Source organism: Dyadobacter jejuensis, from assembly GCF_003149085.1.
Taxonomy (GTDB): domain Bacteria; phylum Bacteroidota; class Bacteroidia; order Cytophagales; family Spirosomataceae; genus Dyadobacter; species Dyadobacter jejuensis.
This window is the reverse complement of sequence record NZ_QGDT01000015.1, coordinates 39,361-59,342: the sequence shown is the minus strand read 5'-3', so window position 1 is coordinate 59,342 and position 19,982 is coordinate 39,361. Positions and strand designations below refer to the sequence as shown.

The 19,982-nt window shown below is 44.8% G+C and carries 18 protein-coding genes and 2 riboswitches; of the genes, 13 read left to right on the top strand and 5 right to left on the bottom strand.

Translation table 11 applies throughout. The features are described from left to right. Nucleotides 1–88: 88 nt before the first annotated feature. Nucleotides 89–276, bottom strand: a riboswitch (cobalamin riboswitch). Nucleotides 277–401: 125 nt separating this feature from the next. Beyond that, a riboswitch (cobalamin riboswitch) is annotated at nucleotides 402–583 on the top strand. A gap of 177 nt (nucleotides 584–760) precedes the next feature. Both CLV98_RS20235 and CLV98_RS20230 read left to right on the top strand, forming a co-directional pair. After that, nucleotides 761–1,381 carry a hypothetical protein gene (locus CLV98_RS20235; protein ID WP_109677416.1) on the top strand — a complete coding sequence of 207 codons (621 nt, stop codon included), beginning with the start codon at nucleotides 761–763 and terminating at the stop codon, nucleotides 1,379–1,381. Between the two features lie 50 nt (nucleotides 1,382–1,431). Beyond that, nucleotides 1,432–3,609 carry a TonB-dependent receptor plug domain-containing protein gene (locus tag CLV98_RS20230; protein ID WP_109677414.1) on the top strand — a complete coding sequence of 726 codons (2,178 nt, stop codon included), beginning with the start codon at nucleotides 1,432–1,434 and terminating at the stop codon, nucleotides 3,607–3,609. A 57-nt stretch (nucleotides 3,610–3,666) separates the two neighbouring features. On the opposite strand, the gene CLV98_RS20225 is transcribed toward CLV98_RS20230, so the two are convergent. After that, nucleotides 3,667–4,218 (bottom strand): hypothetical protein, encoded by a 552-nt coding sequence (locus CLV98_RS20225; protein WP_109677412.1) that lies wholly within the window; start codon nucleotides 4,216–4,218, stop codon nucleotides 3,667–3,669. Between the two features lie 270 nt (nucleotides 4,219–4,488). On the opposite strand from CLV98_RS20225, the gene CLV98_RS20220 reads away from it, so the two are divergent. Genes CLV98_RS20220 through CLV98_RS20195 form a run of 6 tightly spaced genes read left to right on the top strand, consistent with a single transcriptional unit; the run spans nucleotide 4,489 to nucleotide 8,146 of the window. Beyond that, nucleotides 4,489–4,818: an ArsR/SmtB family transcription factor gene (locus CLV98_RS20220; RefSeq protein WP_109677410.1), complete on the top strand. Its 330-nt coding sequence runs from the start codon at nucleotides 4,489–4,491 to the stop codon at nucleotides 4,816–4,818. Between the two features lie 45 nt (nucleotides 4,819–4,863). Beyond that, entirely contained in the window at nucleotides 4,864–5,391 is a 528-nt protein-coding gene (locus CLV98_RS20215) for a DUF6428 family protein (RefSeq protein ID WP_109677408.1), read from the top strand. A 13-nt stretch (nucleotides 5,392–5,404) separates the two neighbouring features. Further along, a complete protein-coding gene (locus tag CLV98_RS20210) occupies nucleotides 5,405–5,902 on the top strand; it encodes a GNAT family N-acetyltransferase (protein ID WP_109677406.1) in 498 nt (165 codons plus the stop codon). A 7-nt stretch (nucleotides 5,903–5,909) separates the two neighbouring features. Continuing rightward, nucleotides 5,910–6,323 (top strand): arsenate reductase ArsC, encoded by a 414-nt coding sequence (locus tag CLV98_RS20205; RefSeq protein ID WP_109677404.1) that lies wholly within the window; start codon nucleotides 5,910–5,912, stop codon nucleotides 6,321–6,323. Nucleotides 6,324–6,332: 9 nt separating this feature from the next. After that, a complete protein-coding gene (gene arsB, locus CLV98_RS20200) occupies nucleotides 6,333–7,412 on the top strand; it encodes an ACR3 family arsenite efflux transporter (RefSeq protein WP_109677402.1) in 1,080 nt (359 codons plus the stop codon). Continuing rightward, nucleotides 7,409–8,146, top strand: a complete 738-nt coding sequence (locus tag CLV98_RS20195; RefSeq protein WP_109677400.1) for a metallophosphoesterase family protein — start codon at nucleotides 7,409–7,411, stop codon at nucleotides 8,144–8,146. Before arsB ends, CLV98_RS20195 begins: the two co-directional genes overlap by 4 nt. Nucleotides 8,147–8,259: 113 nt before the next feature. On the opposite strand, the gene CLV98_RS20190 is transcribed toward CLV98_RS20195, so the two are convergent. The 4 genes from CLV98_RS20190 to CLV98_RS20175 all read right to left on the bottom strand — a co-directional run bounded on the left by CLV98_RS20190 (nucleotide 8,260) and on the right by CLV98_RS20175 (nucleotide 15,372). Next, entirely contained in the window at nucleotides 8,260–9,984 is a 1,725-nt protein-coding gene (locus CLV98_RS20190; RefSeq protein ID WP_109677398.1) for a RagB/SusD family nutrient uptake outer membrane protein, read from the bottom strand. A gap of 12 nt (nucleotides 9,985–9,996) precedes the next feature. Further along, nucleotides 9,997–13,407 (bottom strand): TonB-dependent receptor, encoded by a 3,411-nt coding sequence (locus CLV98_RS20185; RefSeq protein WP_109677396.1) that lies wholly within the window; start codon nucleotides 13,405–13,407, stop codon nucleotides 9,997–9,999. Nucleotides 13,408–13,589: 182 nt separating this feature from the next. Further along, on the bottom strand, nucleotides 13,590–14,639 hold the full coding sequence (locus tag CLV98_RS20180; protein ID WP_109677394.1) for a FecR family protein: 1,050 nt from the start codon (nucleotides 14,637–14,639) through the stop codon (nucleotides 13,590–13,592). A gap of 151 nt (nucleotides 14,640–14,790) precedes the next feature. After that, the gene (locus CLV98_RS20175) at nucleotides 14,791–15,372 is read right to left on the bottom strand and encodes an RNA polymerase sigma-70 factor (protein ID WP_109677392.1); all 582 of its coding nucleotides are present in this window, start codon (nucleotides 15,370–15,372) and stop codon (nucleotides 14,791–14,793) included. Nucleotides 15,373–15,867: 495 nt separating this feature from the next. Between CLV98_RS20175 and CLV98_RS20170 the strand changes: the two genes are divergently transcribed. The 5 genes from CLV98_RS20170 (at nucleotide 15,868) to CLV98_RS20150 (ending at nucleotide 19,963) form a co-directional block, all read left to right on the top strand. Further along, nucleotides 15,868–16,440, top strand: a complete 573-nt coding sequence (locus tag CLV98_RS20170; protein WP_109677389.1) for a TetR/AcrR family transcriptional regulator — start codon at nucleotides 15,868–15,870, stop codon at nucleotides 16,438–16,440. A 57-nt stretch (nucleotides 16,441–16,497) separates the two neighbouring features. Next, nucleotides 16,498–16,914: an organic hydroperoxide resistance protein gene (locus tag CLV98_RS20165; RefSeq protein ID WP_109677387.1), complete on the top strand. Its 417-nt coding sequence runs from the start codon at nucleotides 16,498–16,500 to the stop codon at nucleotides 16,912–16,914. A 6-nt stretch (nucleotides 16,915–16,920) separates the two neighbouring features. Then, nucleotides 16,921–17,925, top strand: coding sequence for an NADP-dependent oxidoreductase (locus CLV98_RS20160; RefSeq protein WP_109677385.1), 1,005 nt, complete (start codon nucleotides 16,921–16,923; stop codon nucleotides 17,923–17,925). Between the two features lie 122 nt (nucleotides 17,926–18,047). Next, nucleotides 18,048–19,208: an iron-containing alcohol dehydrogenase gene (locus CLV98_RS20155; protein ID WP_109677382.1), complete on the top strand. Its 1,161-nt coding sequence runs from the start codon at nucleotides 18,048–18,050 to the stop codon at nucleotides 19,206–19,208. Between the two features lie 77 nt (nucleotides 19,209–19,285). Continuing rightward, a complete protein-coding gene (locus tag CLV98_RS20150) occupies nucleotides 19,286–19,963 on the top strand; it encodes a type 1 glutamine amidotransferase domain-containing protein (protein ID WP_109677380.1) in 678 nt (225 codons plus the stop codon). The last annotated feature ends 19 nt before the right edge of the window (nucleotides 19,964–19,982 follow it).

Here is a 19,982-nt window from a genome sequence, read left to right as displayed (position 1 = left end):
CAGGATAAAACCAAAGATTTTTGGCTAACCAAAAGGTCTCACCAGAGTATCGACGACCAAACCTGACAATGCTCTATTCCGCGAGAGCACGGTCAACATAGAAAAGGCAGGTCTCCTGACTCGTAACATTTACATCCTCCTTCCCATCCCTTATGGAACAGTGGACTACACTCGATGTAAACTTTGGTGTTACTTACAGTTGCGCGACAGCTCGTGATTCTCACACGATTCCCTATTCATTCACTTGGTAGTAAAACCCTTTCTTGTTGGAAAATTTAGAAAAGAACGTTTTCAGTCGCAAAGGTAAGCGATAATTCTTTAGTAAAACAAGGAGAACTTGGTTCAGGAATCAAAGCCTGCTTTTCTACAATTATTTTTTGTCTATTTAAAAATAAAAAACATAGCTTTGCAGCCTCATTGGTTTGCGCCTCAAACGCAATTAAAAGGGAATCCGGTGTAAATCCGGAGCAGTCCCCGCTGCTGTAAGTTCAAAAAAGGGTTTTGGCCTTAAGCCACTGGAAATTTTCCGGGAAGGCGCCAAAACTGAACGAGCCAGAAGACCTGCCAGTACAGATATCCTCCGTTTGCTTTCGGGAAGAAAGGCATCAGGACAGTGGCAGGGCGCAGTGTGTCCTGGCTAGCTTCCCTGTAACTCCCCCCAAAAGCGTATCGGAAAATTCACTGAAGTCAGCAATGTGCCGGCTCATCATGTTTTCTTGTGCCTTTCTGAAAGGAAAGGCAATACCTTAATGCGGCTTTTATGATTAACGTTTTACTATTGGATTCCCTGTTATTAGGCATTCAGCATTCTTTTGAACCCGACCATATGGCCGCCGTGTCGGTCCTAGCCAGCGACAAAGACCGACGGCCGACTGAAAGGTGGAAACTGATATGGCGGGCTTCCCACTGGGCACTAGGCCATTCTGCTTCCCTCATCATTTTCGCCGTATTGGTACTGCTACTTAAATCGACCCTTTCCCTAGAGATTTCCGAAAAAGTCGAACTCCTGGTGGGTCCTTTAATGATCTGGCTAGGAATAATGGCCATCCGCCGGAACTTTCAGCACCCTTCTACCCACTTCGTAGGTTCCAGGAAAATGAGCAAATCGTTTTGGGTGGGTATGATTCACGGCCTGGCGGGTACGGGAGGAGCCTGTGCTGTAGCCCTTACCTTGGCGGCCAGCGACGCTACCACGGCCCTGTGGATCATCATCATCCAAAGCCTGGGCATTATAGTATCTATGTCGGCCTATGGCTATTTCTTCACCTCTTCGTTACAGCGATTTGCTTCAAAAAAAGTAACCATCATCCGAATGATTAATTACCTGGTAGGGGCATTTTCAATCCTGATCGGCATCATTACCCTGCTACAGGCTCAATAATATTTCAAAACAGATTATTCAACCCCAATTTCTTAGTTAAAAAAGCTAAAATGAAATTTCAATTTTATCCATTAACAGCCATATTATTCATGGCTGTCCTAGCCGGAGGTACGTCTTATGCCACTCCCTTTCCTGCAGATACCCTATCGCCCCATCAGCTTGACCCAGTGGTTGTAACCGCTACTCGCTCGGCCCATTCTAGGGATAGAATCGCACAAAAAATTGAAGTACTTACTCCCAACGACCTACAGATGACGCCTTCTAATGACCTGACCGACCTTGTTAGGAAGCTTGCCGCCGTGGACGTGATCCAGTATCCTACCCTCTCGTCGGGAGTGGGAATACGAGGATTTCGACCCCAGTTTTCGGGGCTGAACCAGCGTACCCTGCTGCTTATCGACGGCTGTCCAGCAGGAGCCACCAATTTGTCGTTGATCAATCTCAATGGAATTCAACAAATTGAAGTTCTGAAAGGGCCAGCTTCGGCATTATATGGCTCTCAAGCCATGGGGGGAGTTATTAATGTGATATCGGCTCACTCTAAAGGAACTCCCCGTGGCAAAGCCTGGGCCGAGTATGGTAGTTTCCAAACTAGCCAATTAGGGCTGCAGGTGGGTGGCAACCTGACGAAAAAATTGGACTTTGACCTTTCTGGCAGCACTTTTGAAAGAGGAGCAGATTATACCATCGGCAAAAACAACTTGCTTCGTAAAGCATTTCATTTCGACAATGCCCTCAAGTACTATTCTGCTCAACCACAAGCTTCGGTATCGGAGACCCTTGCCGATGGCCAACAACGACCTAACACCCAGTTTCATCAGTATGCAGGGATGCTCAGAGTAGGTTATCAAATAGATGAAAAGTGGCGAATAGATCTCCGTGGTGAGAAATTCCAGGCCAAAGATGTAGAATCGCCAGGGGACATCTCCTCGGGAAGTACCGAAGCTAGTAAAAAAGATGTCGATCGTTCGGCCCTAGACTTTACCCTTACCGGCGACCACGGCACACACCAAGCCTCCCTGAAGGTATACGGTTCCGAAGAAAATACCACTAACTACGTCCTGAACGAATATGGCAAACCCATTGCCCCCTATCGGTCCGCTCAGAGCCAAAACCAATGGAAAGGATTGCAACTTAAAGATATCTGGAGCCTGGGTCCACATAGCCTTACCATAGGATACGACTATTTGAAGGCCTCCAATAACAGCCGCCGCTGGTACAATGATAGTACGGCTCGTGCCCCTTATCAGCCCGACTACGCCCTTATCACTTCGGCATTATATGTTCAGGCCTTTTTGGACTTTGGTCGACTTAGCCTGCAACCAGGCCTTCGAAACGAACGCATCACCTATGAAGTAAAAACAACTGACTTACTCCCTTCCTACCAGGCAGGCAAAAAGAACCTTCCCTTCGTCAGTCCTAGTTTAGGCCTTACCTACCGGCTCCTGCCTGGGCTTAAGGTCAAGGCCAATATGGGTAGAGGTTTCGTGACCGCCGACGCCTACTCGGTGGCAGGCTATAACGAAGTGAGGGACTCCCAGGGACGAATCTCCATCACTCAGGGCAATCCGGATTTAAAAAATGAAAGCAGCCTAAGTTGGGATCTAGGCCTGAGTTTCCTGCGACCCAATACCGGCTGGTCGGCTACATTGACTTATTTTAATACTTCGGTAACAAACCGGATTGCGAAGGTGACCACCAAGGTAGACGAGCCCCAGCCCAATGGCGATAAAATTGTGTCGAGGGCCCAATACGTCAATGCCACTGAGGCCCATATTCAAGGTATAGAAACAGAAATTCAATATGACTTCGGCTTCCTGGCAGACCATCGCTATTCCCTAAGGGCATTTCTGAACGGTACCAGTTTCCTAAAAGCCCAAGAAGGTATACGCCAAGCCGATGCCTCTATCCTGAGCCGAGATATCCATAACGTGGCCAAAAATACATTTAACTATGGGTTAGAATATGACAACCTCGCCTGGATGCGCCTCCGACTAACCGCCCGTAATATTGGTCATAGACAGGACATCGACTACACCGATGTGCTCAATCCGCTGATTCGCTACCCTCAGTATATGGTGGCCGACTTGGCCGCCACTTTCTCCATCGAAAACAGGCATCAGCTAACCCTTAAGGTCAGTAATATGACGGATGAGAATTATTACGAAAAACGAGGCTACAACCTACCGGGTCGCGCTATAAGCCTGCGCTATCAAATACTATTTTAAAAACCTGATCCTGGTAACCTTAGGGTATGCCAGGATCCTACTTCTAAAAAGTACAATTTAAAGGGGTCGAAAGGTATAGTCCATCATTTGGGCATCGACCCCCACCAATTCATGGTGTTTGTTCCATGATACCTCTAGGTATAGGTATTCTCCATCGGCATTTCGTACCCAACCTTTTCCAAATTTCCCTTTCACCTCCACCTTAGCACTAACTTTATTTCCTGAAAGATCGGTCCCCGATAAGTCGAAGTGATAGGTATACTGCCCGGCTTCCCCTTCCCGTGACTGGTACGGAAAACCTAAATAGGTAGTCGTGTCCGCATTCGAATCGTAATCGTAGGCCTCGAAATCCTTGTCTTCAAATCTTTTAACAGCCTGCCACGCACTCATTTTAAGTCGGGTCTCTTCATTATTTGCCATTAAAAATCCCATGCTATCGTTAATGGCGACCCATATACTGTCGGGTTCCTCCAGTAAAGTATCGGAAGAAAACCTATCCACTGCCTCTGACAGTCTCGTCGCCTCGGTTTGCCGCTGTCCACAGCTCTGACACCATAGTAGGATGGTCAAATATCCTAACTTCCGAATGATTCCTCTCGATTGGGCCATATAATTATTTATTAACTATTGATAGGTAGATGACGATCTTGCGTATCACTCATGATGAATCCCAGTCGATGCGCAGAAATGAATCGTAGAATCACGAATATACGATGGATTTTCAAATCTTAAGAAACAACCAATCTACCGGTACATCAATCATATACGCACCAGGCCGTTTATGGACACTTTACTCCCGGCAAGACCTAAAAGCGGCAGTGGTTAAAAAATTATCTATCGTATTATTGCAATGAATAATAAATATAGTATCTTTGAGGCATGGGAGTTACAAAGACACAAGTTTTCACAGAACAACAGAACCGCATCGCCGACTTGGCTAAGGCCTTGGCACATCCGGCACGCATCGCGATCATTCAGCACCTATTGAGGGAAAAATCCTGTGTCTGTGGTGATTTGGTAGAAGTACTTCCTCTGGCTCAAGCCACCGTTTCTCAACACCTGAAAGAGCTGAAGCAAATAGGAATCCTCACTGGGGAAATAAACCCTCCTCGGGTATGTTACTGCATTAACGAGACGGTTTGGCAAGAAGCCAAAGCTATTTTTGGCGAAATATTCAATACAGAAGTTTCCCTTAAATGCTGTGAATAAATGCATTCATATTTTTTTTAAATTTAACTTAATCGTAATATAGCAATGAATAATTTAGATCCAATGAACTGGGAAGCCTTTAAAAACACACTATTGGCACACCCCGACAAGGCCCTTCAGTTTCAATATGCCGAAGGTCAATTGGTAGAACCCTCCTATCATATTACCGAAATCAAGCAGGCACCTATCGTGTCGGTCGACTGTGGAGGTGTAATGAACCAATGGACAGAAGTTATAATACAGTTATGGGAACCCAATGTGGCAGAAGCCGGCCGGGCCATGAAGGTAAGCAAAGCCCTCTCTATTGTGGAGTTGGTGGAGAAATCCCTTCCCCTCGAGCCTACCGCCATCGTGAAAATTGAATTTGGCAATTCCAAATTCGATACCCGCCAAATGTATCCATCCGAATTCGTTGCGGAAGGCGACACATTTACCGTACAGCTGACGGCCGACTTCACTCAGTGCAAGGCCATTGGCCGTGGACAAACCTGTGGTACCCCGGCACCAAAAACAGAACTTGAACTCGTAGGTTCCGCCAGCCAAAGCTGTACGCCTGGAGGAGGATGCTGTTAAATTCTGCTGACACATGGCTACGATCCGCATCATGGAGCCAGAAGACTGGCCCCAAGTCCGCCAGATTTACGAACAAGGCATAGCCACAGGACTTGCCACTTTGGAAACCACTCCCCCGGAATGGCCAGCTTGGGACGCTACCCATGTACCTGACCTGCGCTATGTGGCCGTTTCGGAGCAGGGGGCTATTACTGGCTGGTCCGCCCTTACCCCCGTTTCCGGACGCTGCGTATATGCCGGTGTAGCGGAAGTGAGCGTCTATATTGGCACCGATTTCCGGGGTCAAAACTTAGGCGATTCCCTCCTAAAACACCTTATCCAAGAAAGCGAAAATGCCGGCTACTGGACTCTCCAAGCCAGTATTTTCCCCGAAAATATCCCAAGTATACAGTTGCATCTCAAAAATGGTTTCCGCCTCATAGGCTATCGTGAAAACATAGGCCAACTACATGGAGTTTGGCGAACCGTACACCTCTTAGAAAGACGAAGTAGAACGATTGGAATAAACTAAACGAACAATGAAAAAAGTATTAGTGCTTTGTACCGGCAACAGCTGCCGCAGCCAATTGGCCGAAGGTTATATCAGACATTTTGCCGACGAAAAAGCCAGCGTGTACAGTGCTGGTGTTGAAACCCATGGGGTGAATCCTAAGGCCATTGCCGTTATGGCCGAAGATGGAATCGATATTTCGGGGCATACCTCTAATAATATAGATGAGTATACCCAAATCGAATTCGACTTCGTGATCACCGTTTGCGATAACGCCAAAGAACGCTGTCCTTACTTCCCTACCAAGGCCCAGAAATTCCATCATAACTTCCCCGACCCGGCTAAGGCTACGGGTACTGAGCAACAAATCATGGAGTCGTTCAGGTCGGTACGTGAAATGATCAAAAAATATTCGGAAGAATTTGTTAACCAGAACCTTTAATGCCTCATCATGTCTGCTAACTCTTGTGCACCCGTTGCCAATCGTAAAAAGCTTGGCTTTTTGGATCGTTATCTTACCTTATGGATATTCTTGGCCATGGCCGTTGGGGTGGGACTCGGAAACTTTTACCCCGCCTTACCCGAATATATCAACGGTTTCTCGAGCGGAACCACCAATATTCCCTTGGCCATAGGCCTCATCCTGATGATGTACCCTCCCTTGGCCAAAGTCAAATACAACAAGATGGGGGAAGTGTTCAGAAATACCAAGGTCATGACGGCCTCCCTGGTACTCAACTGGGTGGTAGGTCCCGTGCTCATGTTCGTTTTGGCCATTATTTTCCTACCCAATCACCCTGAATATATGATAGGACTAATCCTGATCGGACTAGCCCGCTGTATTGCCATGGTATTGGTTTGGAACGAACTCGCTGAAGGCAGCCGTGAATACGCCGCCGGTCTTGTGGCGCTTAATAGCGTATTTCAAGTGTTGCTCTATAGCTTTTATGCCTACTTTTTTATTACGGTACTTCCTCCCTTGCTAGGCCTCAAAGGTTTGGAAGTAAATATTACGATATCGGAAATTGCCAAGAGTGTGGGCATTTATTTAGGCATTCCCTTTGCCGCCGGAATGCTTAGTAGACTCGGCCTGACGGCCCTAAAGGGAGAAGAATGGTACGAAAAGAAATATATTCCGCGCATATCCCCTATCACCCTCATCGCCCTATTGGCCACCATCATGCTGATGTTCAGCCTTAAAGGAGAATTGATCGTACAGCTTCCTGGGGACGTCCTACTAATAGCCATCCCCTTGGTAATCTACTTTGCCATCATGTTTTTACTCAGCTTTTTTATGGCCAAATCCTTCGGTGCCGATTACAGTCAGAATGCTTCCATCGCCTTTACCGCCGCGGGCAACAATTTTGAACTCGCCATTGCCGTAGCCATCGGAGTATTTGGTATCAACTCTGGCCAGGCCTTTGTTGGGGTAATAGGTCCTCTGGTAGAGGTTCCGGCCTTAATCGCCCTGGTGAATGTGGCCTTTTGGCTAAGAGATAAGTATTACCCATCCAAAACATTAGCATCGTGAGAATCGCCTTACTTTCAGATATCCATGCCAACTTACCGGCTTTAGAAGCGGTGCTCGACGACCTGGAAAAGCAACAACCGGATGCCGTTTATTGTTTGGGTGACCTCATAGGCTATCAGGTATGGCCCAACCAGGTGGTTGAACTGGTTCGGAAAAGAGGAATCCCAACCATCGCTGGCAATCACGATATCAAATTGACCACCCTGCGACCTAAGCTGGATCCCTGTAGTCAAGAACCCAGTAAGGAGTATGCCTACCAATTGGTAGGCCCTAAAGAAAGGGACTATCTGCTCACCTTGCCTAGACAGATTCGTCTTGAGTTTCAGATCAATAATACCCCGCTTACCTTGTTGATGGTACACGGCAGCCCGCGCAGCATTAACGAATATCTGCTGGAAGACCTGCCGGAAGCGTATATGATAGAAATGGCCCAGGAGTTTAAGGCAGACATTCTATGTTTCGGCCATACCCACAAGCCCTACCATCGGGTCGTCCATACGACCGACGGGGAGCTGAATCCAACTTATCATTTTATCAATACAGGTTCTGTTGGTAAGCCCAAGGATGGGGACCCTCGAGCCGGCTATGTGATGCTCACCATCGACGGCCAAGAACGAGCCACCATTAGTACCGAATTTATCAGACTACCCTATGATGTCGAAAAAGCAGCTAAAGCCATTGAGCTAAGTCTGCTTCCCAACGAACTAGCCGGTATGCTTCGGGAAGGGAAATAGGTAACCTCAAGTTGCGTCAAACAAGCAATACTCCATCAATAAGTATGATGGGTTAATAAAATAGTTGCCCGAAAAGGAATTCGGGCAACTATCGTTACTCAGAGAATTATATTTTATCGATTCCAGCCAGGATTTTGCTCCAAGACCACGTCTTTGTTGGTATCAATAATGGTTTGAGGAATAGGCCATAAGTTATAATTAAAAGTTAGTGTAGCCTGGGCCTCGGGCCAATAAGCGTGCTTTTTAATACGATCTACTGCAATAGTGCCTCCCATACGGAGTAAGGTATTCCATCGTGCCTCTTCATAAACCAACTCCCTTGCACGTTCATCCAGAATGACATTAAAGCTATCATCCATATCGGCCGCCGAAACAAGGTATTCGCACTGGGCCCGTTCACGAAGCAGATTTACATCGGCTGCAGCACCCGATTTGTCTCCATTCCTTTGCTTGGCCTCGGCCCTTAAAAGTATCGTTTCAGATAATCTTATAAAATAATCGTCTCTGAACAAATTACTTCTATTTTCCCCATCAGATAGTCCTGTATACTGATCAGTTGCAATTTTGCAGGAAATAGGATAGCACAAACTACTATTGTTTTTGTTGGTAGTAGCATCTGGGCTTCCATTATATATGACCTCCCAAGGGACAGGTTTACCAAAATAAGGCGAAGAGGCTACATTTCCGATAATCTCTCGCTGAAAAACGATATTAGAATTCCGCATATCTTTGCCCCATTTGTCGGCATAAATATCATCGCGTGTATAAAAAGTAGGGATAATTTGCGAGATTCCACGGCCACCCACATCTTCAAGAGTCCCTGTCAAATGATCCTTGGCACCATCTCTAAAAACGGGTCCATAGGTACGAGAATAGGGTAACTTAGATTTACTATCTTCGGCACGATAGGCTGCATAATCAACCTGCAATGTCCAAATACTCTCCTTATTGCCATCTTGATAGTTTACGTTATTCTCTTGAAAAAGATCCCAATACACGTTACCTTTTTCTTCATTTTTTCTTGCCCCATACCTGGTCTTCATTAAGGAGTATACGCCACCATCTATTACCTTGCTAGCATAAGTGATGGATTTGGCAAAGGCAGCCTGAGCCTCTCCCCCTTTGCCATCGGCGGCTAGCTGGGTCCCCATCGCCAAATATAATTCGGCTAAGTTGTGTTGAGCGGCTCCGCGTACGATTCTCCCCCCCGAAACGGAAGTTTCAGGAAGATCGTTTTCTATTGAAAGCAAATCATCTATAGCAAACTGATACGTTTCAACTCGAGTGGACCTCCCAAAATCATACTGAGGTGTTTTAGAAACTTCTGTTACCAAGGGAACCCCGCCAAACAGTTCACCTAGGTTGCGATAAGCATAGGCCCTGAAAAATTTTGCTTGGGCGATGGTATAAGCTTTTTCTTGATCCGAAGCCCAGGATATTTGGGGCAAGTTGGCCGCTTCCATGGCAAAATTTGCCTTAGCGATGATTTGATAATAGGTGCTAAAAATATTATAGAAGGTCCCATTATCGATATTAATCACCCCGTAATTATTGAATGTTGCACTTTTACGAATACTGGCCACATCGTACATATCGGTTCCATTCCCCCTGAGAACGAATATCCACGCTGATTCTGCTGGGTTAGCCCATAAATCACGAACCTGGGAATAAATAGAAACCAACACTTGATCCACTTGTGCTGAAGTAGAAAAAGCATTGTCCACCGTATAAAATGTCGTGGGATTTTCTTTTAAAAAATCATCGCTAGATTCACATCCACACAAATTGACCAAAAGGACCAAGGCCCAAAAAGATTTTATATTTAGTATATTTTTCATTATTAAATTGGTTTAGAAACTAAAATTGGCACCAAAGGAGTAAGTAGAGGCCACCGGAAAAGTATTGGAACGAACGGGAGTACCCGTTTCAGGATCTCCACCAAACCAGTTCGTAAAGGTTCCAAGATTACGGCCACTAACAAACAATTTGGCGGACTTCATACGAACTGCCGACAACCAGCTTGACTCCAATTTATAAGACAGGGTTATATCTTGAATTCTTACGAACGTTCGAGACTGCAAGCCAGTGAAGCGCCCATCTCCGGCAAAATATGCGGACGGATATTCATTACTTCTATTCTCTGGCGTCCAATAGGCTTTGGAGGTCATATTATCATTGAAACGTCCCGTTCCAGCCGTCAAATAGGCCTCGGTATTTTCTTGCATATATCGATTGTTTCCTCCAAAAATTCCAGATACAAGTACGTATAAATCGAAATTTTTATATGAAAAATTATTACGAAGGTTCAACCTAAAATTCTCATTTCTATAGCCAATAATTTTCCTATCGTTGGCCGATATCCCTTCTACTCCATCGAGGTCCTTGTACATGGGCGAACCAGCCGCCGCCCCTGTTAAGGCCATATATTCCGTATCATCTTCCTGTACGATGCCTATTTGCTCGTAACCATAAATAACATTAAGAGGTTCACCTATAAATAAACTACTGGAAATATCGTCGTCCTCCCGACCATCTCCATCGTTATCCTCCCCATATAACTTCACTAATTTGTTATTGTTTTTCCAAAAAGTCAGAGAAGTATTCCAGTTCAGCTTTTTCCCCCGAATATTATCTGAGCTGATCGAAAGCTCTACCCCAGAGTTATTCACCTGACCCATCGATGTTTTAATGGTCTTGAAACCAGTCATTACTGGAATGTTTCTGGTAAAAATTTGGTCTACTGTTTTACCAAAATAAAGGTCCAAGTTAACCGAGAGTCGATTTTGCAACCAAGAGGACTCAAACCCACCATTCCACGAAGTGGTTGTCTCCCAGCCTAAGTCGGCATTACCAAGGGCACTCTGATAGAGACCGTAATTGACAGTACCCGGCTTGTCCGAAAATTCATAACGTACCCCACCGCTGGCGGCATTAGAAACCGTCGAAAGGGTCCCGTATGGACTTATCCCCTGATTACCATTCTGTCCCATCGAGAACTTTAGCTTCATACTATTAAGCACCTCGAATTGTTTTAGAAAATTTTCATTGGTAATCTTCCATGCAACCCCAGCAGCATAAAAATTAGCCCATTTGTTGTTTTGACCAAAAACCGAGGCTCCGTCCCGGCGAAAGGATCCAGTGAAAAAATATTTGTCAGAAAAGGAATAACTTAGTCGAGCCAAATATCCTATATTCGACCTTTCATAAGCATCTAAATCTACCCTTTGTACAGTGGCCTTGTGTAACCCATACATCCCTAAAGTGGTGTTGCCATTGGCAGAAAAGTCAGACCCGGTTGTATTCATATAATTGTATTTCTGATTATCCCGAGTTGCTACCAAAGTGAGGTCGATACCATGATTTCCAAAATCGTTTTTATAATTGACGATATTGTCGAATACATAACTATTAATGCCATTTCTATTTAGATTTCCGTTGGCATTGGTAAGAAACCCTTGTATAACCGACGGGTCATATCGTTGTATGCCCTCCCCCTCTTGAACATAATAGTCTTCATAAGTAAAGTTACCAGTTTCGTTCTTGGTAACGTTATTCAATAAATTAACACGATAAGTTAGGCCCTGAATCCAAGGAATAGAGATCAATGCATTGGTATTTAGTCTATAGCTATTCAAGATATTTATATTATCTCTAGTCCCGTCATCTACTCCCCATAAGGGATTGATTCCTGATTGCGTGTACGGATATTTCTCTAGATTCCCCAGATCGTCTCGGTACATCACCCCATAAGGCGACATGGTTTGGGCCTGTCCTATATTGGCGGTTACTCCTGAATAGTCCCGTTTAGAATAGCTACCATCAACCCCTATTTCCAGCCAGTCCGTGATATTGGTTTTTAGTTTTCCAAGTATTGAAATACGATTGAATTGATCACCTTTAACAATGGCCTGGTTGTCGTCGTAAGAGGTTGAAAGATAATAGTTTACATTTTCTTGAGCACCGGACACCGCCGCTTGATAGGACTGAATAACACCGGTTCTGGTGGTCTCATCGAGCCAATTCGTCTCGTTACCAGCCTCCCGGTTGGCCAGCTCCCCAGCCTTTAACCAATTGGTCGAGCCCTCGGTGTACTTATTTCTTGCATTGACCACCGAAATCCATTCCTCGCCTTTCATCATCACAGGGCGGTTCTGCCAAGTTTGAAAACCAGTAGAAGTATTAAAGGTAATTACGGGTTTACCTATCTTCCCACGTTTGGTGGTAATGGCGATTACCCCATTGGCCGACCGTGACCCATAGGCTGCTGCAGATGTAGCATCTTTCAAAACGTCTATATTGGCAATATCACTGGGGTTAATGTCCGACAGACTCCCCAAAAAAATCACGCCGTCAAGGACTATTAATGGGTCGTTAGAACCATTAATTGAGTTTTGACCTCGAACCAAAACACTGGGCTGACCTCCAGCTGTGTTCGTAGCGCCAATATTTAGACCAGGCAAATTCCCCTTTAAAGCTTCCAATGCATTGAGATTAGGCATTTGAGCCATGGCCGAGCCCTCTAGTTTCATGGAACTAACAGCCCCCGTAAAATCCTGGCGCTTGGTCGTTCCATATCCAATCACTACTACCTCCTCTAAGGCTTTGATGTCTGGCACTAGATTAACATCAATTGACGATTTCACCCCTACTCTTACTTCTTGAGGCAAATAACCCACAAAAGAATAAACGAGTATTGCATCTTCTGTAGGAACCTCAATGGTATACTTACCATTTACATCGGTATTGGTGCCCAGGTTAGAACCCTTTATGGCAATATTGACACCCGGCAAGGGCTCCTTGCCATTATCCCGTACTATTCCAGTAATCACTCTATCGGCTACCTTATTGTAGCTAATGGGAGTAGATATGCTGTTTAACGGTAGCAGTGCCGATTTCTTGGGGGCCAGTTTCAGCACAATTTTGTTCCGAACGATTTCATAGGATATGCGGTCAGGTCCAAACACCGATTCCAAAGCTTCTGCTATGGTCTCGTTATGGATATCAACCGTAATCTTTCGGTCAACTGGAAGTAACTGTACACTATAAACGAACCTTACATTCGCCTCTTTTTCGATTTTCGACAAGACCTGTTTAATCTCCAACTGCTCAGCGTGAATACTTACCTTTTTCATCAAAAGCTCCTGCGCACTTGAATTATTGGCATAGCCTAGAGCGCCCGTAATGGCCATTAGTAAAAACTGTATCGTTGAAACCTTCATAATTGCCCATATGGGTTCTATGATTTTAATTCTTTTTTTCATTTTTTTGTAAAAGTTAAATCTCTTTCAAGGTTGATTTACAGATTCCTTCGTGCTTATTTTCCAGATAAGCATTCGGATTTCGATTCGGTAGGAACAAAGGCCTAAGTATGTTTCCAGCATCTTAGGTCTTTATTTAATAAGAGTACGCTTTATGTCATATTTCTAAGTTTAGGTTTAATTTTTTATTTTCTATTGCAACCAATACCTTTAATCAATATCGTATCATCATTAACTTCATAAGTCGCATTTATTGCCGCACATAATACATCTAATTGAGCAAACAACGTAGTGTCCTCGGATAGGTCGGCCGTTACAATGCAGTTCTCTATGGCCTGAGTAGTCAATTCAATATTTACCCCATAGGCCTTCTCCAATGCTGGCAATATTTGCCTAAATGACATCTCTTTATAAATGAAGCTAACCGGTTCTTCTTTCGCACCGTTGTCTGCAATGACAAGTGGTTTTTCTATAAGTCCTTTCACCAATTGATTATCTCGTTCATAATAGGTAGCCTTCTTGTTTTGGGTTAGAACTACCTTATTTTTGCTCGAATTGGATTTCCTACCATTAACGTTTTCTTGGACTTCAACCACACCAGTCAATACAGATACCTCAATACTCTTGTTACCTGTATTTTCTTTAATCGTAAAACTAGTACCCACCACTCGGGTCGAAATGTTATTGGCATGTACAAAAAACGGTTTGGATTTGTTTGGTGCGATTTCGAAATAACCATCCCCACGTAAAAACACGATTCTTTGGTTAGTATCGAATTGTTGAGGAAAGTACAAGGTCGAACCTGGGGTCAACTCCACTAGGCTACCATCAGACAATAAAATTCGCTTATTTGAAGTGCCGTTATTGGTGTTCGAAATGAGCGTTTCGATCACCTCGTTATTCACTCCAGCAATAATAGGAGCCTTTCCTACCTTATTTTTGAAGGTGGCGACAGCAATTAACAGCAGGATACATGCTGCAGCTAAACGAAAATAAATCCCTTTCCACCAAGGAGTAAGCAGCCCAACCTTACCCGATACTAGTTCGTTATCACGGCCAGACTCTATACCAGTCCATATTTCTTGTCCAATATTGGAAAGTTCCTCTTCATGACTAGTCGGTTCTCTCGAAATTGAATCATACCAAACATCCATTATTTTCACCTCTTCAGATGATAACGTTCCCTTCTGATACCTTTCCAAAAGTTTAACGAACTCTTTCCACTTAATTGACATGATATTCTTTCTACTTGTTAGCTACGATATACAGCTAATAAGTAGATCAAATGCCCTTACACCGCAAATGATTTTAGATAATCTTTAAATATTTATACAAATCGATACTTTTCGATACAAGATTATTTAAAATATTTAATTTCAACTTTCGCTAGTATAAATTACAGAAATAAAAAAAAGAAATTACGATATAATCTTTCAAATAAATACGTAGAAGTCTGAGTCCTTGTGTAATATGATACTCCACCGTGCGCGTGGAGATATTCAAAACGTTGGAGATTTCTTCGGCTGACTTAAACTGCATCCGACTCATTTCAAAAATAATTTTCGTCTTCTCTGGAAGCTGATTTATTCCTGTAGCGATTTCGGTACTTAATTCTTTAAAGGCAATTTTTTGCTCGGAATCACAATCGATATCTGAATCATTTGTCACAACAAAATCGATATATCTTTTCCGGAGTATCTCTTGCTTGATATAATCTAAGACCTTATACTTAACGGAAGTAAATAAGTACCTTTCAATTTCCCTAATTTCTACCTCCTTACGACGTTGCCAAAGATCCAGAAATATTTCTTGCACTATTTCCTTAGCGTTCTCTGAATGGCCCACCTTAGTCTGAGCAAGTCTATACATTTTTTGCCAATAGCGGTCATAGATGTCTTTAAAAACATGCTCCTCCGTCAAGGTCAAATGCTGAATAAAATCTGTATCGTTATCCTCTTGGCTATACATCTACTGAATCGAAGGATTAAAACTATTATTGCATTTAAAATACTAAACCGACTGGTAATAACCATCCACAAAGCCCGAATCTATTACCGGAAACAGGTGGCGTGGAGCTACAAGAACCTCTTGCTACCCATAAAATTCGGCAATTTTCTTTAAAAACGAAATAAATATATAAATAAAGTAAAATTTCCAGCCTGTTAAAAATAAATTTTCTTAAAAATTATAGATTATAAAGACAGCATACCACCCCGCCAATATTTCCTTGTTCCTGCTTCTTAGTAATTGGATTATTCACATATCACAATCCAAGCCCAAAAGACTTCATTTAACTGTAGCCAAACCTTAAAAGCCCATAAAATGAACGAATATTCATTAATTTTCATTATATTTGGTATAATCCCCTAGCAAAGAGATACTTTTCGACAGACCCTCCTGCTCAGTCGGCCGCTTATGGGCAGATAAAACCCATGGATAAAGGAGAAACACAACAACCTCATCATGAAAGAAAAAATCACAGACAAAAAATCAGCATTACTGGAAGCCACCCTCTATTTGGTCAATAACAAGGGCTTTCATGATGCCCCCATGGCCAAAATAGCCAAATTGGCCAAGGTCGCCCCTGCGACGATCTACCTCTATTTCGAAAACAAACAGGACTTGATCAATCAGCTTTACCTGACTGTCAAGGCCAATTTCAGCCAGCACGCCTTCGCCGATTATGACCCACAAAAACCCGTAAAAAAGGGATTTGAAGCGATATGGCATAATATTGCCAGCTACAAGCTGAATCATCTCGACGAAGCCATGTTTTTGTCTCAATGCGATATCACCCCCATGATCGACCAAAAAAGTAAACAACAAGGCTTGCTGCACCTGCAACCCCTACTGGACCTGTGGACGCGCGGACAGCAGGAAGGGGTTATTAAGGATATATCCCCCTATCTGCTCTATGCCTATACCGTACACCCGCTTTCCTTTCTGATTAGCGTCCACCAAAAAGGCGACTTCGAAATCACCTCCACCCAACTCGAAGAAGCATTTAATTTGACCTGGGATGGAATTAAAAAATAATATCTGTGTTATATAAATGAATGAATGTTCATTTATTATTTAATTTTAATTAATTCTATGAAAACCCTATATACGGCGCAAGCCACAGCCACAGGAGGCAGAGAAGGAAAAGTAAGCACCACCGACGGAGTACTGGATCTTCGCACCGAGATCCCTAAGGAGATGGGAGGAAAGGGCGGAGCCTATACCAATCCCGAACAGTTGTTCGCCGCAGGATATGCGGCCTGCTTCGACAGCGCCTTAAACCATGTAGCCCGCTCTCAGAAGGTAAAGTTACAAGATACGGAGGTAACGGCGAGGGTGAGTATAGGCCCAAACGATGCCGGCGGATTTATGTTGGGCGTGACGCTGCAAGTCTCTATCCCGAACATAGATAGGGAGCTGGCCCAAAAATTGCTGGAAACAGCACATCAGGTATGCCCCTACTCCAACGCTACACGGGGCAATATTGAAGTACAAATTACCTTAATTTAACGAACTATGAATAATAATCGAGTAATCGTTTTAGATAGCCGTCCCGAAGGGACCCCTACCAACGCCAATTTCAAATTTGAAAATCAAGCACAGCCAGAACCCAAAGAGGGAGAGGTACTACTGAAGGCCAAATACGTATCTGTGGACCCCTATCTACGGGGGAGGATGACAACAGCCAAGTCCTATATCCCTCCATTTGAGGTAGGACAGCCCTTGGCTTCTGGGATTATTGCCGAGGTAGTAGCCTCTCATAACGATAAGTTTCCAGTAGGCCAGTACGTCAACGGTATGCTCCAATGGGCCGAATACCAAGTATCGGACGGCAAAGGTCTAACCAAAGTGGACGCCACAATAGCTTCACCCTCGGCTTACTTAGGCGTGTTAGGACTCACCGGACTCACCGCCCATTTGGGACTGATGGAGATTGGAAAGCCTAAGGCCGGAGAAACGGTGGTCGTATCGGGAGCGGCAGGAGCCGTAGGTAGCATCGTAGGGCAGGTCGCCAAGATCATAGGCTGTAGGGTGGTCGGTATTGCCGGTTCCGACGAAAAAGTACAATACCTAAAGGAAAAACTCGGCTTCGACGAGGTACTGAACTATAACAGCACCTCCGACATCACCGAGGCCATCGGAAAGGCCTGTCCCGATGGTGTGGATGTATATTTCGATAATGTAGGGGGCTCCATTTCGGATGCGGTATATGCGCATATCAACCGCCTCGCACGAATCGTCCTTTGCGGATCCATTTCGGTGTACAACGAAACCTCCGTACCGATGGGACCTAGGGTAGAAACCAACCTTATCAAGAGAAGTGCCCTGATGCAAGGGTTTATTCTCAGCGATTTTGCAGAAAAATTCCCCAGTTCCGTCCAACAGATCGCCCAATGGCTCCAGGAAGGAAAAATAAAACAAACCGAAACCATAAAAGAAGGATTTGAAAATATCCCACAGGCATTTATCGATTTGTTTTCGGGAGGCAATAAGGGTAAGATGGTCGTTAAGGTAGACTAACCTAAGCCATTCACTGCATTTCATCAACAAACATCACTTCATCAACCACCTACACTTCATCAACAAACGTCACTTAAGTGTACCCGGTATTCTAATTCGAATACCCTCAATAAATAGCAGTTATGAACAACTTCCTATATAAGAATCCCACAAAAATCATCTTTGGTAAGAATCAAATCGCTTCTTTGGCGAAAGAACTTCCCAATAACGCCAAAATACTGATGCTTTATGGAGGCGGGAGCATCAAATCGAACGGAATATACGATCAGGTTAAAAAGGGCTTAGCCGACTATGAAGTGGTAGAATTTGGAGGCATCCCTGCCAATCCGGAATATGCCATCCTGATGGAAGCGTTAGAGATTATAAAAAAAGAGAAAATCACCTTTTTATTGGCCGTTGGGGGCGGATCGGTGATAGATGGCACCAAATTTCTTTCGGCAGCGGCCTCCTATGCCGGAGAGCCGTGGAGCCTGCTTACCGACAGAAAGCCAGTCCTAGCAGGCCTTCCCTTCGGCACGGTGCTTACCCTTCCGGCTACCGGTTCTGAAATGAACTCTGGCTCGGTAATCACCCGTGCGGAAACCAAGGAGAAGCTGGCTATGGGAGGCCCAGGACTTTTTCCAGTATTCTCGATACTAGACCCCGAGGTGGTGCGCTCCATTCCCCAACGTCAACTGGCCAATGGCATTGCCGACGCTTTTACCCATGTACTGGAGCAATATATGACTTACCCCATTGGGGCCCTTCTACAGGATCGGTTTGCCGAAAGTATTCTTCAAACCTTGATTGACGTAGCCCCCGCCATCCTAAAAGACCCTAGCGATTATCAGGCCGCATCCAACTTTATGTGGAGCTGTACCATGGCCCTCAACGGGCTCATTCAGCAAGGAGTCCCTTCGGACTGGGCCGTTCATGCGATGGGTCATGAGCTGACGGCCATGTATGGGATCGATCATGCCAGAACCCTGGCCATCATCGCCCCAAGCCATTACCGCTATAATCTGGAGTCCAAAAAGGAAAAATTAGCCCAATTTGCCGAGCGTATATGGAACATCACGGAAGGCAGTGTTGAAGAGCGGGCAGCAGCGGGAATCGAAAAGATGGTAGCCTTCTTTCAATCCTTAGGCATTGACACCACTTTGGCCGCCTATACAGATTCCTACGGCGGAACGGCTCAAGCCATTGCCAAGCGTTTCACACTTCGCGGATGGACCGGCCTTGGAGAGCGAGGAGCGTTAAGTCCGGCCGATATAGAAAAAATTGTTGAAATGAGCTACGCTTAATTTCAATTAAGAACCAGGCCTTTCAAAGTGAAACCAGGACCTAGAACATTTTCATCAGATATCAATAGGAAACCGTTATGAAAGTATTATTTGTATTAACCTCCCACGATCAACTGGGGGATACAGGAAAGAAAACCGGATTTTGGGTCGAAGAATTCGCTAGCCCTTACTACACCTTACTAGACGAAGGCGTGGACATCACCTTGGCGACCCCTAAAGGTGGTGCTGCCCCCATCGACCCAAGCAGCGACACCCCATCGGCCAGCACAGCGGCTACGGAACGCTTCAAGGCCGATACCGATGCCCAGGAGAAAATCAAGAATACCAAGCTACTGACCAATATCAACGCCAGCGATTATGACGCCGTATTTTACCCTGGAGGCCATGGACCCTTATGGGACTTAGCTCAAGACTCAGATTCTATCCGGCTCATCGAATCTTTTAACGAACAGGGCAAACCCATCGCCTTCGTATGCCACGCTCCTGCGGCCTTGAAAGCGGTGAAAGCTAGTGATGGCTCAGCCCTGGTAAACGGAAAGAAGGTGACCGGCTTCAGCAACAGCGAAGAGAAAGCAGTACAGCTCACTACTGTGGTGCCTTTCCTGGTAGAGGACATGCTCCAGAGCCATGGAGGCATTTACAGCAAGGGAACCGACTGGCAGGCTTATGCCCTTCAAGATGGCAACCTGATTACCGGTCAAAACCCGGCATCGTCGGAGTTGGTAGCGCATAAATTGCTAGCATTATTAAAATAACAAGGTAACTCCCCCATTC

Excerpts from the sequence above, each read along its gene's own strand:
- CLV98_RS20180 (WP_109677394.1), bottom strand. The coding sequence starts at position 14,639 with ATGTCAATTAAGTGGAAAGAGTTCGTTAAACTTTTGGAAAGGTATCAG.
- CLV98_RS20205 (WP_109677404.1), top strand. The coding sequence starts at position 5,910 with ATGAAAAAAGTATTAGTGCTTTGTACCGGCAACAGCTGCCGCAGCCAA.
- CLV98_RS20175 (WP_109677392.1), bottom strand. The coding sequence starts at position 15,372 with ATGTATAGCCAAGAGGATAACGATACAGATTTTATTCAGCATTTGACC.
- CLV98_RS20165 (WP_109677387.1), top strand. The coding sequence starts at position 16,498 with ATGAAAACCCTATATACGGCGCAAGCCACAGCCACAGGAGGCAGAGAA.
- CLV98_RS20225 (WP_109677412.1), bottom strand. The coding sequence starts at position 4,218 with ATGGCCCAATCGAGAGGAATCATTCGGAAGTTAGGATATTTGACCATC.
- CLV98_RS20155 (WP_109677382.1), top strand. The coding sequence starts at position 18,048 with ATGAACAACTTCCTATATAAGAATCCCACAAAAATCATCTTTGGTAAG.
- CLV98_RS20210 (WP_109677406.1), top strand. The coding sequence starts at position 5,405 with ATGGCTACGATCCGCATCATGGAGCCAGAAGACTGGCCCCAAGTCCGC.
- CLV98_RS20160 (WP_109677385.1), top strand. The coding sequence starts at position 16,921 with ATGAATAATAATCGAGTAATCGTTTTAGATAGCCGTCCCGAAGGGACC.
- CLV98_RS20215 (WP_109677408.1), top strand. The coding sequence starts at position 4,864 with ATGAATAATTTAGATCCAATGAACTGGGAAGCCTTTAAAAACACACTA.
- CLV98_RS20230 (WP_109677414.1), top strand. The coding sequence starts at position 1,432 with ATGAAATTTCAATTTTATCCATTAACAGCCATATTATTCATGGCTGTC.
- CLV98_RS20220 (WP_109677410.1), top strand. The coding sequence starts at position 4,489 with ATGGGAGTTACAAAGACACAAGTTTTCACAGAACAACAGAACCGCATC.
- CLV98_RS20185 (WP_109677396.1), bottom strand. The coding sequence starts at position 13,407 with ATGAAAAAAAGAATTAAAATCATAGAACCCATATGGGCAATTATGAAG.
- CLV98_RS20190 (WP_109677398.1), bottom strand. The coding sequence starts at position 9,984 with ATGAAAAATATACTAAATATAAAATCTTTTTGGGCCTTGGTCCTTTTG.
- arsB (WP_109677402.1), top strand. The coding sequence starts at position 6,333 with ATGTCTGCTAACTCTTGTGCACCCGTTGCCAATCGTAAAAAGCTTGGC.
- CLV98_RS20150 (WP_109677380.1), top strand. The coding sequence starts at position 19,286 with ATGAAAGTATTATTTGTATTAACCTCCCACGATCAACTGGGGGATACA.
- CLV98_RS20235 (WP_109677416.1), top strand. The coding sequence starts at position 761 with ATGATTAACGTTTTACTATTGGATTCCCTGTTATTAGGCATTCAGCAT.
- CLV98_RS20170 (WP_109677389.1), top strand. The coding sequence starts at position 15,868 with ATGAAAGAAAAAATCACAGACAAAAAATCAGCATTACTGGAAGCCACC.